We start from the raw sequence: 16767 nt of genomic DNA, 5'->3' as shown, positions 1-16767 counted from the left end.
TCGTGCAAAGATAGGATTAAAGGCGAAAAGTTTGAAGTTTTCTATATTAACTTAAAACCATTTCTCTAGGCACACGCTTATTCATTATTTTAAACCAAAGCGGGGGAAACATGGCCAGCACCATGGATGTAGGATAGCCAAATGGCATTTGCGGACTCTCGTCATGACAATCTAAAATCTGATACTTTTTTGATGATTTGTAGTGGTGGTCACTGTGGCGCGTTAATTCGTATAGTACAATTCGGCCAATCACATGATTAGAATTCCAAGAGTGCATTTCTCTAACACGCTCGTAACGTCCAGATTTAGTTTTAAGTCTAAGTAAGCCGTAATGCTCAATATAGTTCACAGTTTCTAGAAGAATGAAACCAACAACTCCCGAAGCAATCGCAAAAATTAGTCCTGTTGAAGAAAACAAAGCAAACACAACGGCTAAATAACCAAGTTGAAGAATATGATACCAAAATATATCGTTTTTAAAAGATAAAAACGATTGATTGTTATTTTCTAATAATCGCTTCTGAATGCGCCACGCGCTAAAATATTGTCGCACCGTTGATGTTAACCAAAACGAATACACCGTTTGATTATACCTTGCTGTTGCTGGGTCTTCTGGTGTGGCCGCATGCAAATGGTGACCGTGATTATGCTCAATGTAAAAATGCATGTAAAAAGAAGGCAATAGTAAAGCTTTACCAATAAAGCGCTCGTTGGTGGTTTGTCTATGACCAAGTTCGTGCGCTACATTTATACCATTGACGCCCAACACAATCCCAACGGAAACGATAAGACCTACATATTCATAGGTTTCTAAAGTCGCTGAAGACACTATAATAAAACCATAAATTAACAAACTAAAGACTATAGGTAAGTTAAGGTATAGCAACCAATCGAAGATGTGTTTTTTAAGACGATTATCCACAGCGTCTTCAGATAGATTTTTGTTATCAATTGGAAAAATTAGCTCTAGAACAGGAATACATACAAACGCGAATACCGGCGTCAACCAAACCCAATAATCTTGAAAGTAAAGCCCAATAAAGGCGCAAATAGGTATAGAAAACGCAGCTAAATATTTAAAATCTTTCATGACTATGCTGTTTGTAGATAAAAATCTGACGAATTAGGGGCGAATTTAACACTAAACACCACTAAATTAACAGAAACTTATCAAATTTAGAAAATCAAAAATTAAAATAAAATTGTAGTTTAGTGAGTTCTTCAAATAACTATGAGCAACTTTAAGACCATACAAGAAAAATTACAGCAGTTTATAAAGAAATTTTATACTAACGAGTTGCTTAAAGGCGCTATACTTTTCTTTGCTATTGGTCTTCTTTATTTTCTCTTTACTGTTTTTATCGAATACATGCTGTGGCTTAATCCTGCGGCAAGAACGGTGTTATTTTGGGTCTTTATTTTAGTTGAATTTGGGTTGTTTGTAAAGTTTATAGTAATGCCACTAGCACATCTTTTTAACCTAAGAAGGGGTCTTGATTACGAAACAGCTTCTAGATTAATAGGTAACCATTTTCCAGAAGTTGACGATAAGTTGTTAAATGTGCTTCAGCTTAATCAGAGCAACCCCGAAACTTCGGGACAATCCGATTTATTAATTGCAAGTATCGAGCAAAAATCAGCAGAGTTAAAACCAATACCGTTTCAAACAGCTATTAATTTTAAATCAAGTCTCCGCTATTTAAAATATGCGGCCATACCTGTTGCTATCGTTTTAATGTCTTTAATTACAGGAAAAATCAATTGGTTTAGCGATAGTTACCAGCGTGTTGTTAATTATCAAACTGCTTACGAGCCGCCAGCGCCATTTCAGTTTTTTGTTGTTAACGATAAGCTTCAAGCCATCGAAAACAAAGATTTTACACTTACAGTAAAAACCGTTGGTGAGGTTATCCCAGAACAAGTTCAGATAGACCACAACGACCAAACGTATTTTCTTCAGCAAAATGGCCCTGGAGAATTTCAGTATGTTTTTTCTCAGCCTAAAAGCAATATTCCATTTTCCTTATCAGCTAACGATGTAATTTCAAAACCTTACGAATTAAGGGTTGTAAACACACCTACGCTTACAGGTTTTGATATGGTTCTAGATTATCCCGCGCACACACAAAAAAAAGATGAAACTCTTAAAAGCTCGGGTAGTGCCGTAATTCCCGAAGGTACAAAAGTTACGTGGAGCGTCAACACAAAATCAACCTCAGAAGTTGTTATTTACGCAGATGATACCTTAAATTTTAGTACTGAAAGCCCAAATAGCTTCAAGGCATCAAAGCGTCTATATCGCAACTATAACTATAGTATTAATACTAGCAACGAAAATCTAAAAAACTACGAAAGCCTTGTGTTTTCAATAAAAGTGATTAAGGATGCCTATCCCGAGCTAGATATTAAAGTAGAAAAGGATTCTCTAGACCAACAAAGTTTATATTTCTACGGCCAAGCAAACGACGATTACGGGCTGCGTAAACTACAACTGGTGTATTACCCAACAGATAATGAAACTAAAAAAACGCTAGTACCAGTAGATATATCTAAATCAACGTTTTCGGAGTTTGTGAGTGCTTTTCCAGATCAGCTTAATATTAAAGAAGGCGTGTCTTACGAGTTGTATTTCGAGGTTTTTGATAATGATGCGTTACATAATTTCAAAAGTGTAAAAAGCAGTGTTTTTAGCTACAGAAAACGAACAGCAGACGAAGAAGAAACAAAACAGCTTAACGAGCAGAATGAAACCATTAAAAGCATAAGCGAGACCTTTGAAAAACTGAAAGAACAAGACAAAAAGCTTGAAGAATTATCCAAAACTCAGAAAGAAAAGGAAGCGTTAAACTTTAATGATAAAAAGAAATTTGAAGACTTTTTAAAGCGTCAAAAGCAGCAAGAAGAGCTGATGAAGAATTTTAATAAGAAGCTTCAACAAAACCTCGAGGAATTCCAAAAGGACAAAGAGGACGATAAGAAAGATGAGTTTAAAGAGGATTTGAAGGAGCGCTTAAAGGAAAATGAAGAACAGCTAAAGAAAGACGAAGAGTTATTGAAGGAATTAGAAAAAATGACTGAAAAGATTAATAAAGAAGATTTCAGTCAAAAACTTGAAGAATTAGCTAAGAAAAACAAAAATAAAAAGCGCAGTATGCAGCAATTATTGGAGCTAACTAAGCGCTTTTATGTAACAAAGAAGCAAGAAAAAATTCAGAAAGAACTAGAAGATTTATCTAAGAAGCAAGAAGAACTTTCAGAGAAAGAGCAGAAAGAAAACACAAAAGAAGCTCAGGAAAAACTAAATAAAGCGTTCGAGGACGCGCTTAAAGAACTGGATAAGTTAGAGAGCGAAAATAGAAAGCTTCGTAACCCAATGGATATCGAGCGCGATGAGCCAACGGAAGAAAGTATAAAACAAGACCAAAAGGAAGCTAAAGAAAATTTAGAGTCGCAAAAGCAGAAAGAGAATCAAGAAAGACAAGAGCAAAAGCCAATGACGCCTCAGCAAATGCAAAAAGCAAAGAATAAGCAAAAGGCGGCCGCTAAAAAGATGAAACGTCTTGCAGAAATGATGAAGCAGAATATGATGAGCGGCGGCGGTGGCGGTGACCAAATAGAAGAAGATGTAGAGATGTTACGCCAAATTCTAGACAATTTGGTTTTGTTTAGTTTCGACCAAGAAGCCTTAATGAATCGCTTTAACGAAATAGACATCAACCACAATCAGTACGGTAAGTTTATTATTAAGCAAAGCACATTAAAAGAACATTTCGAGCATGTAGACGACAGTTTATTTGCTTTATCGCTTCGCAATCCAAAGATTTCAGAAAAGATAAATTCTCAGATTACCGATGTGTATTTTAATATCGATAAAAGTTTAGCTCAACTTACCGAGAACAGAATTTATCAAGGCGTTTCCGCCCAACAATACACCATTACAGCTGCAAACGACTTAGCTAACATGCTAAGCAATATGTTAGACAACATGGAGATGCAAATGAATATGTCACCGGGTCAAGGAGGCAAAGGAGAAATGCAACTTCCAGATATTATTATGAGCCAAGAAGAGCTTAATAAGAAAATGGAAGAAGCAATGAAAAAGTTGGGTGAAGGCGAAAAAGAAGGAGAAGAAGGCAAAGAGGGAGAAAAGGGTAATGAAGGTGAAAAAGGCAAAGAGGGCAAGGAAGGAGAGCAAGGTCAGTCTGGGCAGAAATCTGGAGGGCAAGAAGGCGATGGAAAAGAAGGAAATAACGAAAAACAAGGAGAAGGTTCAGAAGGAAATAGTGGTAAAGACGGAAAGGGTAACCCTGGAGAAAACGGTAAAAAAGAAGGATACGGCGAGGGCGGAACCGAAGAGTTAAATGGTGAGCTTTACAAAATTTATCAGCAACAACAGAAGTTGAGACAGGCGTTACAGGACAAAATAGGTAAGGAAGGTGGTCAAGGCAATGCGGGCGATTTAATTAAACAGATGGAAGAGGTGGAGTTAGATTTAATAAACAAGGGCTTCACAAATCAAACGTTACAAAAGATGATGGATTTACAGCACCAATTGCTAAAGTTAGAGAATGCGACATTCACTCAAGGTGAAGACGAAAAGAGAGAATCCAAAACTAATAGAAAAGAATATAATTCTAATACCAAAAGCCAAATCCCAACGGCTAAACAATATTTTAACACCACAGAAATTTTAAATCGTCAAGCGTTACCTTTGCGCTCGCAATTAAAAAAGAAATTGCAAGATTATTTTAAAAACAAGGATGATTAGTTTTAATTACGAAATCGATTTTAAATTAGAAGACGAACAAAGAAAGCGCGAATGGATTGCTCGGTTAATTCAAGAAGAAAATTGTAGCGAAGGAGAGATAAATTATATTTTTTGTTCAGATGTGTATTTACATAAAATTAATGTTCAGTTTCTTAATCATGATACGTTAACCGATATTATTAGCTTCGATTATTCGGTAGGAAAAGAGCTACATGGTGATATTTATATTTCTATAGATAGGGTTAGAGATAATGCAAAAGATTTTAAAACGACGTTTAAACAAGAGCTATCTAGAGTTATGGCTCATGGGGTTTTACATTATTGTGGATACAAAGACAAAACAAAATCCGACCAAGAGTTAATGACCCTAAAAGAAGATTATTACTTGTCTAAGTGCATTTAATATCAGGGATTTCAGCGTATATTTGCAAACTCAAAATTTAATACTGTTCCACGTGGAACACAAAACGTGATTTATGTTTAGTGAAGTTTATGATGTGATAGTGGTTGGCGCCGGACACGCAGGAAGCGAAGCTGCTGCCGCTGCCGCTAATATGGGTAGTAAAACACTTCTCATTACTATGAATTTGCAAAACATTGCACAGATGTCTTGTAATCCCGCTATGGGCGGAATTGCCAAAGGGCAAATTGTAAGAGAGATTGATGCGCTTGGTGGTTATAGCGGAATTGTTTCTGACACATCCGCTATTCAATTTAAGATGTTGAATAAATCAAAAGGACCTGCAATGTGGAGTCCTAGAGTACAAAGCGACAGGATGCGTTTTGCCGAAGATTGGAGGTTGCTTTTAGAAAACACCCCAAACTTAGATTTCTACCAAGAAATGGTTTCAGGTCTTATTGTAAAGAACGGAAAAGTTGAAGGTGTAACTACCTCACTTGGAATCGAGGTAAAAGCCAAGACGGTTGTGTTAACCAACGGTACTTTTTTAAACGGTCTTATTCATATAGGTGAAAAGAATTTTGGTGGCGGAAGAGCAGGTGAAAGAGCAGCGACCGGAATCACAGAACAGCTTATCGATTTAGGCTTTGATGCCGGACGCATGAAAACAGGGACGCCACCTCGTGTAGATGGACGCTCTTTAGATTATTCTAAAATGATTGAGCAACCTGGCGATGAAAATCCAGAAAAGTTTTCTTATCTAGATATTACAAAGCCTCTGAAGGAACAGCGTTCTTGCCATATGACCTACACTAGCGAGGAGGTTCATGATTTACTTCGCGAAGGTTTCGACAGGTCACCAATGTTTAATGGTAGAATTAAGAGTGTCGGCCCAAGATATTGTCCGTCTATAGAAGACAAAATTAATCGCTTCGCGGATAAAAATAGACACCAGTTATTCGTAGAGCCAGAAGGTTGGAATACAGTAGAAGTTTACGTGAATGGTTTTTCTACGTCGTTACCAGAGGATGTTCAATTTAAAGCACTTCGATCTGTAGCAGGTTTTGAAAATGTGAAATTTTTCAGACCAGGTTATGCCATCGAATACGATTATTTTCCACCAACACAACTAAAGCATACTTTAGAAACTAAATTGGTTGATGGTTTGTTTTTCGCAGGTCAAATAAACGGAACCACAGGTTACGAAGAAGCTGCATCACAAGGATTGATGGCAGGTATAAATGCTAGCTTAAAAGTTCAAGAAAAGGACGCTTTTACGCTCAGAAGAGATGAAGCTTACATAGGTGTTTTAATCGATGATTTAATTACTAAAGGAACGGAAGAGCCATATCGCATGTTTACGTCTCGTGCTGAATACAGAACCTTGTTACGTCAGGATAATGCAGATTTTAGATTAACACCGAAGGGATACGAATTAGGACTTGCCTCGGAAAAGCGTCTTAGACGTATGGAAGAAAAACAAGCAAAGTCTGATAATTTTGTAGAATTCTTTAGGACAACGAGCGTAAAGCCAGAGGAAATAAATCCTATTCTCGAGGCGAAAGATTCGGCGGCTGTTAAGCAGCAAGATAAAATGTTTAAGTTGTTTGCCAGACCAAATATTACGATTGACGATATGAGGAAAGTGACTGTTGTTGACAACTATGTGCGCGAAAACGATTTGGATATAGAGGTATTAGAGCAGGCTGAAATACAAGTTAAATATGCAGGATACATTGAGAAAGAAAAGAATAACGCAGACAAACTACAACGTTTAGAAAATGTAAAAATTCCAGCTAATTTCGATTATACAAAATTGCAATCCATGAGTTTAGAGGCAAGAGGAAAGTTAACCGAAATTCAACCTGTAACAGTTTCACAAGCCTCAAGAATTAGCGGTGTGTCTCCTGCCGATATTTCTGTATTGTTAGTCTATTTAGGCCGATAATTTTTTAAATGTTCCACGTGAAACAATATGATGGTGGCTTCTAGAGCCTCAGCCACCAAGCTGGTCATTGAGGCTCTCGAAATGACCAATATATGATAGATGATAATCAGATTTTTTTAGAAGTAAAAGACCATTCTGTTTCAGGAGAACAGTTTAAATTGGTGTTGGATAAATATGAAGATATTTTAGAAACATCGCCACAACCATCAGCTGAAAATTTACCCAAATATTACCAAAGCGAGGATTATATTTCTCATACAGACACAAAGCGAAATCTATTAGAACGAGTTTATCATCTAATAAGAAAACGTGCTTTAAAGAATAAGTTAAGTTTAATTAATTCGTTTCAGCCAGAAGAGAAAACACTTTTAGATGTTGGTTGCGGAACAGGAGATTTTCTTAAGACAGCAAAAGAAGATGGCTGGAGAGTTTCTGGAATTGAACCTAATCCAGAGGCGCGAGAAATTGCCAATTCAAAAACTAAATCTTCTGTTTTTGATGTTCCTAAACTTTCAGAATTTAACGCTAACAGTTTTGATGTTATTACCCTTTGGCACGTGTTAGAACACTTACCAAATTTAGAAGAACACCTTGAAATTTTTAAGCACCTTTTAAAACCTAATGGTCATTTGGTAATTGCCGTACCAAATTATAAAAGTTACGACGCGGAATATTATCAATCGTTTTGGGCAGCTTATGATGTGCCTAGACACCTTTGGCATTTTTCTCAAAATGGAATTAAACAATTATTTGAAGGATTTGGTTTCGTTTGTAAAAAAACAGTACCGATGCCTTTTGATTCGTTTTATGTAAGTCTGCTTTCAGAAAAATATAAAAAAGGGTTTATGAATCCGTTTATGGCATTTTGGGTTGGCTTAAGGTCAAATCTCAAAGCAAAACGCTCAGGAGAGTATTCATCCCTAATTTATGTCTTCAAAAAAGCCTAAAACTTAAAATAAGACGTTTTAAGCGACTTTTAATGCTAATACTATATTTATACTATTCGGTTAAATAAACCTGTCGATTTTATAGATTATTTTAATCTGTTTTTAATAGACCACAGTTATTTGTAACATAATTCACGATAGAAAAATCTTATAGTAAATATTTAGTGTCAATTATCGACCAACTTTTATACATTTGCCAAAATTTAATTTCAATATTTTAAACAAAGATGAAAAATATATTTAGAGTTTTAGGATTAGCACTTTTACTATCGTCCTGCCAAGAGCAATTAAAAGTTGGGTACATTAATAATGGCGATGTTATCGATGGCTATCAAATGAAAAAGGATATCGAAGAAACATATAAAGCAAGAAACGAAGCCTTTACTAAACGTATGGATAGTATCGATAGAGAGTTTCAGGTAGAGGTAAAAGCGTTTCAACTAGCGTCTGGTAAAATGTCGCAAAAGAAAGCTCAAGAAAAATACAATGAGTTGGGTCAGAAAAATCAGCAATTAACGCAGCAATTTCAAGCAGACCAGCAAATTCTTCAGTCTGGTTACAATAAGGAAATGGATTCTGTAATTAAAAAGGTTAATGCTTTTGTAAGAGACTACGGAAAAACAAATGGGTACGATTTTATTCTAGGACAAAATGAAGTTGGTAGCAGTGTTATCTTTGGAAAAGAGGCTAGCAATCTAACAAAAACGATTACAGATGCATTAAATACCGAGTACAAAAATAAAGACAAAGAAGAAGCAGAAAAATAAAAGATTTATTTATAAAACACTAAAAGTCAAGCATTTGCTTGACTTTTTTTATGCAATAATCTTGTGAGTTTTATAGAAAGATCCGTCAGAATTATCTTAGCATTACCGTTTCGCTCAATATGATAAATAGCGTCTTCAAGCTCATTTGTTATCTCTAAAATGTTACTATCATGTACAAAAGGCGCAAATTTCTCCAGTTTAAAACTATCGGACTTTGGCTCTAAATAGACCAACTCATTTGCTTTGTAATTCAACAGCATGGCTTGCCTAAAATAATTAATGCAGAAATGTAAAAACTGCTTTTGGGTTTCTCTACCTGTTTTGGCAATTTCTTCAGACCAAGCAATTAACTCTCTAATGGCAGATTTGTTTCCTTTGGCCTTAAAAGCGGCGCGCACCCAGAGAATAAACCACTTTTCAAATTGTATGTCCTCGCTGTCTTGGTAAATAAGGTCACAAGCCTTATTAAAATTTCCACTAGACTGTTGCGCAATTTTATTAGCAATACTTTGGTCTATATTATATTTATCGACCAGCGCTTCGGCAATTACAACTTCAGAAAGCGGCGGGAAATGCAAGACCTGGCAGCGCGAGCGAATTGTGCTAATAATCTGCTCTTCGTCTTCGGCAATAAGAATAAAAACTGTTTTTTCTGGCGGCTCTTCTATAAGCTTCAGGAGTTTGTTAGCAGCCGATGTATTCATCTTTTCTGCCATCCAAATTAGCATAACCTTATAGCCGCCTTCATAAGCTTTAAGGCTTAACGATTTTACAATGTCTTGAGCTTCGTCCACTCCAATTTGCCCTTGTTTATTATCAACTCCAAGCAGTTTGTACCAATCAAACAGATTTCCATAAGGCTGTTGGCTAAGCAATTGTCGCCATTCCTCTAAAAATAATTTAGATACAGGATGCCGTTTTACCTTATCGTTCGTGGTAACAGGAAAAGCAAAATGTAAATCGGGATGCGAAAAATTCTGAAATTTTAAGTTGCAACTGTCGTTACCTTCGGTGTTTTCGGAATTTTTATTCTTGCATAGCACATATTGTGCGTAGGCTATTGCCATTGGTAAAGTGCCAGAGCCTTCTGGACCCACAAACAGTTGCGCATGCGGAATTCGCCCAGCAGCCGCAGTTTTTGTTAAGTGCGCTTTAATATGAGTTTGCCCTAAAATTTCTGAAAATAGCATAGCACAAAGCTATGTATTTTTTTGGGACTAATTTCAACAAAATAGGTGTACAGATAAGTAGTCTTTATAATGGGAATATTTATATTTGTTATTCTAAACGCTATTATAATGAAAATCCTAAACGACTTCAATTTTAAAGATAAAAAGGCCCTAATCCGAGTTGATTTTAATGTACCATTAGACGAGGATTTTAATGTCACAGACGATACCAGAATTCAATCTGCAAAGCCAACAATAATAAAGATATTAGAAGATGGTGGCAGTTGCGTTTTAATGTCGCACTTAGGTCGTCCAAAAGGCGTACAAGATGAGTTTTCTCTGCGTCATATAGTGGATAAAATCGAAGATGTTTTTGGAGTAGAAGTTACATTTGCTAGCGATTGTATTGGTGAAGAGGCCGAAGCTAAAGCAGCAGCTTTACAGCCAGGCGAAATTCTATTATTAGAAAATCTGCGCTTTTATAAAGAAGAAACTAAAGGCGATAAGAGTTTTGCCGAAAAACTTGCAAAACTAGGAGATATTTACGTTAATGATGCGTTTGGAACTGCACACAGAGCGCATGCATCTACAACGATAGTCGCAGAATTTTTTCCTGAAAATAAGTGTTTTGGTCATTTATTAGCTAAGGAAATCGAAAGTATCAAAAAAGTGATGGAAGATGGTGAAAAACCTGTTTTAGCAGTGCTTGGAGGCGCCAAAGTATCTTCAAAAATCACAATTATCGAAAATATTTTAGATAAAGTAAATCACCTTATCATTGGCGGCGGCATGACGTTTACATTTATTAAAGCGCAAGGCGGAAGTATTGGCGATTCTATTTGCGAAGACGATAAAATGGAACTAGCTCTAGAGATTTTAAAACAAGCCGAAGTCAAAGGCGTTAAAGTACATCTGCCTGTCGATGTCTTGGCGGCAAATGCATTTAGTAATGATGCAGACACACAAGTCGTCGATGTTACAAAAATACCAGATGGTTGGCAAGGTTTAGATGCTGGCCCAAAATCTAAAGCTAATTTTCATGAGGTTGTGATGCAGTGTAAAACTATTCTATGGAATGGTCCTTTAGGGGTTTTTGAGATGGAAAACTTTGCCAATGGCACCATAGAACTGGGTAATTCTATAGCAGAAGCGACAGAAAATGGCGCATTCTCCCTAGTTGGAGGCGGCGATTCTGTAGCTGCAGTAAAGCAATTTGGCTTTGAAGATAAGGTAAGCTACGTAAGTACAGGTGGTGGCGCAATGCTAGAAAGTTTAGAAGGAAAAACATTGCCAGGCATTGCGGCTATTTTAGATTAATCGTTTATTTTTCTAATTTAAAACACAATTTTAATAGGGCTATCCGTTAGCAGTATTAAATGTATAAACATATGAAATCTAAAATCTGTATTCTTTTTATCGTTTTTTTTGGCGCACTTGGGATAGCGCAAGATTCTATACCTGCGTCAACAAATAAGAGAATCACAGAGAAAGATTTCAAAAAAGGGAGAACGTATGTCATAGACACCATTATTAATGGGCAAACATACTACAAACCATCCAACACCAGGGTTATTGATGGGTCTAAAGCATCAACCAGTAAAATCCCAGCTGTAGCAGATTCAATAAAAATAAACCAACTAGAAGATAATGAGCTTGCAAAGCAGCTCGATGAAAAGTGGCTAGAAGAATTATATAGCAATGCGCTTTTCGATTCTATTTACAAATCTGTGACGGAACTTAATTATAAACCTGTCGATTATCCAGAGCTTCCTACAGATACATTAAAAGCAAGACTAAAGCGTCTAAATGCCAGAACGCCTTTTAATATTGAGTATAATCCGTCTTTAGAAAGCGTGATAAAAAGCTATCTAAAAAACCGAAGAAATTCTATGGAGCGTTTAATGGGCTTGAGTCATTTTTACTTTCCTATGTTCGAGGAAGCGTTGGACAAAGAAGATATCCCATTAGAAGTAAAATATTTGGCAATAGTGGAATCTGCCTTAAAACCAAAAGCACGCTCTAGAGTTGGCGCAACAGGATTGTGGCAGTTTATGTTTGGTACAGGAAAAGAGTATGGGCTAGATGTAAGTAGCTATGTAGACGAGCGCAGAGATCCCATAAAATCAACAGAAGCTGCAGCAAAATATTTAGCGAGACTATATAAAATTTTTGGCGATTGGGACTTGGCTTTAGCCTCTTATAATTCAGGGCCAGGAAATGTCTCTAAAGCCATAAGGCGTTCTGGAGGTTACACCAATTATTGGAATATTAGGCCACACCTTCCGCGTGAAACAGCAGGTTATTTGCCGGCTTTTCTAGCGACCATGTATATTTTTGAATTTGCCGAAGAACACGGATTTAAACCCGAAAAGCCAAAATATCAATATATTGAGACAGACACTATCCGCGTTAAGCAAATGATAACCTTAGACCAAGTAGCAGAAGTAACCGATGTAAATATTGAAGAGCTTCAGTACTTAAATCCTGCATATAAGCTAGATATTATCCCATATATTAAAGACGAAAATTATACGCTTCGTTTACCAAGGCATGCCATTGGGCCTTTCGTTGCTAATGAAGAAAAGATTTATGCCTTTGCGAAGGCCGAATTTGATAAGCGTGAAAAACCCTTACCTCAATTTTTTGAAAATGACACTAAGGTTAGGTATCGTGTTAAAAGTGGCGATTACTTAGGTAAAATTGCTAGAAAATATGGCGTGCGTGTTAGCCAAATAAAACGGTGGAACGGTTTAAGAAGTAATAATCTTAAAATTGGACAACGACTCACAATATATCCAAGAAATCCGGTGGCAAGTTCTAAGCCAAAGGCTACGACAAAAGTTAATACAGCGGGGAAAAAGACCTATACAGTTAAGGCTGGAGATTCATTATGGAGTATTGCACAAAAATTTTCGGGTGTTTCCGTTCAGAATTTAAAAGATTGGAACGATATTAGTAGCAACAAACTTAAAATTGGAATGACTCTTGTGGTGTCCCAATAAACCAATTCAAAATATTCAAGAATATGAAGCATATTATCTATTTATTCTGTCTGCTTTTAGTACTTAGTTGTGATGATAAAAACGATAACGTACGTTACCTCACGGCATCTTCAGGAAACATAAACTCTATCTCTGTTGTTGCAGATAATGTGCTTTGGGAAGGCAAAGTGGGTGAAGCTATACGTAAAACATTAGCCGCACCAGCAAAAGGATTACCTCAGGACGAACCAATGTTTTCTCTAAAACAAATCCCAACACCAGTATTTAATGGATTTGCCACAAAAAGCAGGATTATTTTAAAAGTTGAAAAGACAGATACAACCGCTGTTGTCATTAATAAAGATGTATACGCCAAACCCCAAACTGTGGTGACAGTAAAAGGCAAAACAAATCAAGAAATTATAGATTTAATTAAAGAAAACGAGTTAAAAATTATTGATGCGTTTACAAAACAAGAAGTGGCAGAAAAATTAAGACGGATTAATAAATCCTTACTTAAAGATGAAGACATGGAGAATGCTTTAGGTTTTACCATCGATATTCCATCAGCGTATAAAATAGGTAAAGCCGAAGATGATTTTTATTGGGTGCGTAAAGCGTTGAGCAATAATAAAACTATGGATTTAATGTTTTACAGCTATCCGCTAGATTCTATTAGACAAGGCGATAGCACGATTGTAGATATTATAAAAATGCGAGACAAAATAACAGCAACTAAAATACCAGGAGAAGACGGTATAATTATGCAAACAGAAGACGCCTATGTGCCTTCACTTTTTAATGCTATAATAGATAACAAACCAGCCTATGAAACAAGAGGCGTTTGGGAAATAGAGGGCGCTTATATGGCAGGGCCTTTTATTAACTATGCAATAGAAGACAAAGTAAATAATAGATATTTGGTTGCAGAAGGTTATGTTTACGCACCATCACTAGATAAACGCGAATATGTTTTCGAGCTAGAATCTATAATAAAGTCAATAAAGCTTAAGTAATTTAAAGCCGCGTGCAAAGACTGTAATAAAAAAAGCCAACTCTTACGAGTTGGCTTTACTTTTATACTACAAGAAAAATTAATCTTTTTTCTCTACGTCTTTAGAGTCGTCTTTGCTAGCATCCTTAAATTCTTTAATTCCGCTCCCTAAACCTTTCATTAATTCTGGAATCTTCTTCCCGCCGAACAAAAGAATAATGGCTAACCCAATAATCACCCATTGCCATGGGCCGATAGCTAATACAATTGACATTAAAATCATAATAATTAAATTAGATTACAAAGTTAGTAATTAAAGTTTAATTACAACGCTATTGGGCTAACTTTAGGATTTAATAACTTAGGGATTACGCTATTTTATATACTTTTGTTTAACCTATGGCAAAAAAAGAGAAAAAGAAAAAACAGCTTAAGAAAAAGCTGCTTCATAAGTATCGTTTAGTGGTGCTAAACGAAGACACCTTCGAAGAGCGCTACGCTATAAAACTTAATCGGCTTAACGTGTTTGTTTTAACCGCGATATCTGCCATTGTTTTAATTGGTTTTACAACAATTTTAATCGCATACACACCATTGCGTGAGTATATCCCAGGATATTCCTCAACCTCTTTAAAGAAAAAAGCAACCGAATTAACCTACAAGGTCGATTCTCTTCAGCAACAACTTTTATTTAATGACCAGTATTATGCATCCATCAAAAAAGTGCTTACAGGAGATGTTGCTGAGGTCGATTTTAATCGTGATTCAATAATAGAAGCTGCAAAAATAGAAGACTTTGAAACTATTTATCCCAATAAGCAAGATTCACTTTTAAGAGCAAAAGCGGATAAAGAAGATAAGTATAATTTATTCGACTCTGAGACGAACAGTGCTAATTTTGTGCTTTTTCCGCCAGTAAATGGTATAATTTCAGAAGGCTATAATCTTGAAGAAAAACATTTTGCGGTAGATGTTATTGTACCAGAAACAACACCTGTAAAAGCTACGGCAGACGGTATTGTTATCTTTGCGGAGTGGACTGTAAGTACAGGATATGTTATTATAATAGAACATAGTAATGAGCTTATTTCTATTTACAAACACAATGGCTCAGTTACAAAAGAACAAGGAGATTTGGTAAAAGCTGGAGAAGTTATTGCGCTATCAGGAAATACAGGCGAGTTAACCACTGGACCTCATTTACATTTCGAGCTTTGGAGTAAAGGCTATCCCATAAACCCAACAAACTTTATCGACTTTCAATAATGACATCTATAAAAGCATTGTTAACAAAGCCTTTTGCAAAAATTGTCGCAAAAAGAATAAAAAGGTGGTCTTCTAATCCTCTTGAAACTCAGGAAAAGGTGTTTCAAAAACTAATTTCTGAAGCTGCCTCAACAGTATTTGGTAAAGACCACGACTTTGTAAGTATTAATAACCATGACGATTTTGTAAAACGCGTTCCCGTGAGAGATTACGAAGCTCTAAAGCATTATGTAGAGCGCATTGTGGATGGAGAAGAAAATATACTTTGGAAAGGAAAGCCCTTATATTTTGCAAAAACCTCGGGAACAACATCTGGTGCTAAATACATACCAATTACCAAAGAGAGTATGCCTAGCCATGTCGAGGCGGCAAGAAACGCTATTTTAATGTACATCAACGAGACTGGTAAATCTAGTTTTGTAGATGGTAAGATGATATTTCTTCAAGGAAGTCCAATATTAAAAGAACAAAATGGTATTCAATTAGGACGTCTATCTGGTATTGTGGCACATTATGTGCCTAAATACCTTCAAAAAAACCGATTACCTAGTTGGGAAACAAACTGCATCGAGGATTGGGAAACCAAGGTCGATGCCATAGTAGAAGAGACCCTTCCAGAAAATATGACCATAATATCTGGCATACCTTCTTGGGTTCAGATGTATTTCGAGAAGCTCATCGAAAAAACGGATAAAAAGGTCGGGGATATCTTCAAAAATTTTAATCTTTTTATTTTCGGCGGCGTAAATTATGAACCTTATCGCGCGAAGTTCGAAAATTTAATAGGTCGTAAAGTAGACAGTATTGAGCTTTATCCTGCGAGCGAAGGCTTTTTTGCATTTCAAGATAAGCAAGATGAAAAAGGAATGTTGCTTCAACTTAATTCGGGTATATTTTATGAATTTATTGAAGCCGAACACTTTTTCGATGAATCTCCAAAGCGAATCACCTTAAAAGACGTTAAAATTGGTGTTAACTATGTAATGATTATATCTACCAATGCTGGTTTATGGGCTTATAATATTGGAGACACCGTTCAATTTAAAAGTACAGCGCCTTTCCGTGTTATTGTTTCTGGTCGCATAAAGCATTTTATCTCGGCTTTTGGAGAACATGTCATAGGAAAAGAAGTAGAACAAGCCATTAACGACGCTTTAAAAGAAACAAATGCTTCTATTAACGAATTTACTGTAGCGCCACAAATTAATCCAGAACAAGGTTTGCCTTATCACGAGTGGTTTGTAGAGTTTGCAAACGCGCCAGAAAACTTAAACACTTTTGCAGAAACAATAGACCAATCGCTGCAAGAGCAGAATAGTTATTACAAAGATTTAATCACAGGAAAAGTTCTAATGCCTTTAAAAATCACTTTAGTAAAAAAAGAAGGTTTTAAGGATTATATGAAATCTATTGGTAAATTAGGAGGACAAAATAAAATACCAAGATTAGCCAACGACCGAAAAATTGCCGATAAACTTTATCAAATGAGATTAGTGAAATAGTTATATTTGCAGGCTAATACAACTG

The 16767-nt window shown here is 36.1% G+C and carries 13 protein-coding genes; 10 read left to right on the top strand and 3 right to left on the bottom strand.

Annotation, left to right across the window (positions count from 1 at the left end; all coding sequences use genetic code 11):
• Nucleotides 1-46: 46 nt before the first annotated feature.
• Nucleotides 47-1090 carry an alkane 1-monooxygenase gene (locus DFQ05_RS07975; RefSeq protein WP_132704863.1) on the bottom strand — a complete coding sequence of 348 codons (1044 nt, stop codon included), beginning with the start codon at nucleotides 1088-1090 and terminating at the stop codon, nucleotides 47-49.
• A 141-nt stretch (nucleotides 1091-1231) separates the two neighbouring features.
• On the opposite strand from DFQ05_RS07975, the gene DFQ05_RS07970 reads away from it, so the two are divergent.
• The 5 genes from DFQ05_RS07970 to DFQ05_RS07950 all read left to right on the top strand — a co-directional run bounded on the left by DFQ05_RS07970 (nucleotide 1232) and on the right by DFQ05_RS07950 (nucleotide 8830).
• Nucleotides 1232-4768 carry a DUF4175 family protein gene (locus DFQ05_RS07970; RefSeq protein WP_132704862.1) on the top strand — a complete coding sequence of 1179 codons (3537 nt, stop codon included), beginning with the start codon at nucleotides 1232-1234 and terminating at the stop codon, nucleotides 4766-4768.
• Nucleotides 4761-5171, top strand: coding sequence for an rRNA maturation RNase YbeY (ybeY, locus tag DFQ05_RS07965; RefSeq protein WP_132704861.1), 411 nt, complete (start codon nucleotides 4761-4763; stop codon nucleotides 5169-5171). Before DFQ05_RS07970 ends, ybeY begins: the two co-directional genes overlap by 8 nt.
• A 73-nt stretch (nucleotides 5172-5244) precedes the next feature.
• On the top strand, nucleotides 5245-7116 hold the full coding sequence (gene mnmG, locus DFQ05_RS07960; RefSeq protein ID WP_132704860.1) for a tRNA uridine-5-carboxymethylaminomethyl(34) synthesis enzyme MnmG: 1872 nt from the start codon (nucleotides 5245-5247) through the stop codon (nucleotides 7114-7116).
• Nucleotides 7117-7208: 92 nt separating this feature from the next.
• Complete coding sequence (locus DFQ05_RS07955) at nucleotides 7209-8063, top strand: class I SAM-dependent methyltransferase (RefSeq protein WP_132704859.1); 855 nt, start codon at nucleotides 7209-7211, stop codon at nucleotides 8061-8063.
• Nucleotides 8064-8290: 227 nt separating this feature from the next.
• Nucleotides 8291-8830 carry an OmpH/Skp family outer membrane protein gene (locus DFQ05_RS07950; RefSeq protein WP_132704858.1) on the top strand — a complete coding sequence of 180 codons (540 nt, stop codon included), beginning with the start codon at nucleotides 8291-8293 and terminating at the stop codon, nucleotides 8828-8830.
• Between the two features lie 26 nt (nucleotides 8831-8856).
• Here the strand turns inward: DFQ05_RS07950 and DFQ05_RS07945 are convergent, their stop codons facing one another.
• The gene (locus DFQ05_RS07945; protein ID WP_132704857.1) at nucleotides 8857-10020 is read right to left on the bottom strand and encodes a DNA polymerase III subunit; all 1164 of its coding nucleotides are present in this window, start codon (nucleotides 10018-10020) and stop codon (nucleotides 8857-8859) included.
• Between the two features lie 108 nt (nucleotides 10021-10128).
• Between DFQ05_RS07945 and DFQ05_RS07940 the strand changes: the two genes are divergently transcribed.
• The 3 genes from DFQ05_RS07940 (at nucleotide 10129) to DFQ05_RS07930 (ending at nucleotide 13996) form a co-directional block, all read left to right on the top strand.
• A complete protein-coding gene (locus tag DFQ05_RS07940; RefSeq protein ID WP_132704856.1) occupies nucleotides 10129-11316 on the top strand; it encodes a phosphoglycerate kinase in 1188 nt (395 codons plus the stop codon).
• Nucleotides 11317-11387: 71 nt separating this feature from the next.
• Entirely contained in the window at nucleotides 11388-13001 is a 1614-nt protein-coding gene (locus DFQ05_RS07935) for a LysM peptidoglycan-binding domain-containing protein (protein ID WP_132704855.1), read from the top strand.
• 23 nt (nucleotides 13002-13024) lie between these two features.
• Nucleotides 13025-13996: a DUF4837 family protein gene (locus DFQ05_RS07930; RefSeq protein ID WP_132704854.1), complete on the top strand. Its 972-nt coding sequence runs from the start codon at nucleotides 13025-13027 to the stop codon at nucleotides 13994-13996.
• 78 nt (nucleotides 13997-14074) lie between these two features.
• Here DFQ05_RS07930 and DFQ05_RS07925 read toward each other — a convergent pair whose 3' ends face one another.
• Complete coding sequence (locus DFQ05_RS07925; protein ID WP_132704853.1) at nucleotides 14075-14257, bottom strand: twin-arginine translocase TatA/TatE family subunit; 183 nt, start codon at nucleotides 14255-14257, stop codon at nucleotides 14075-14077.
• A 116-nt stretch (nucleotides 14258-14373) separates the two neighbouring features.
• Between DFQ05_RS07925 and DFQ05_RS07920 the strand changes: the two genes are divergently transcribed.
• Nucleotides 14374-15240 (top strand): M23 family metallopeptidase, encoded by an 867-nt coding sequence (locus DFQ05_RS07920; RefSeq protein WP_132704852.1) that lies wholly within the window; start codon nucleotides 14374-14376, stop codon nucleotides 15238-15240.
• The gene (locus DFQ05_RS07915) at nucleotides 15240-16742 is read left to right on the top strand and encodes a GH3 auxin-responsive promoter family protein (RefSeq protein WP_132704851.1); all 1503 of its coding nucleotides are present in this window, start codon (nucleotides 15240-15242) and stop codon (nucleotides 16740-16742) included. Before DFQ05_RS07920 ends, DFQ05_RS07915 begins: the two co-directional genes overlap by 1 nt.
• Nucleotides 16743-16767 lie beyond the last annotated feature (25 nt).

This window comes from Winogradskyella wandonensis (assembly GCF_004346845.1).
Taxonomy (GTDB): Bacteria; Bacteroidota; Bacteroidia; order Flavobacteriales; family Flavobacteriaceae; genus Winogradskyella; species Winogradskyella wandonensis.
Note: the sequence above shows the minus strand (reverse complement) of the source record. Positions and strands in the feature narration are given on the sequence as shown.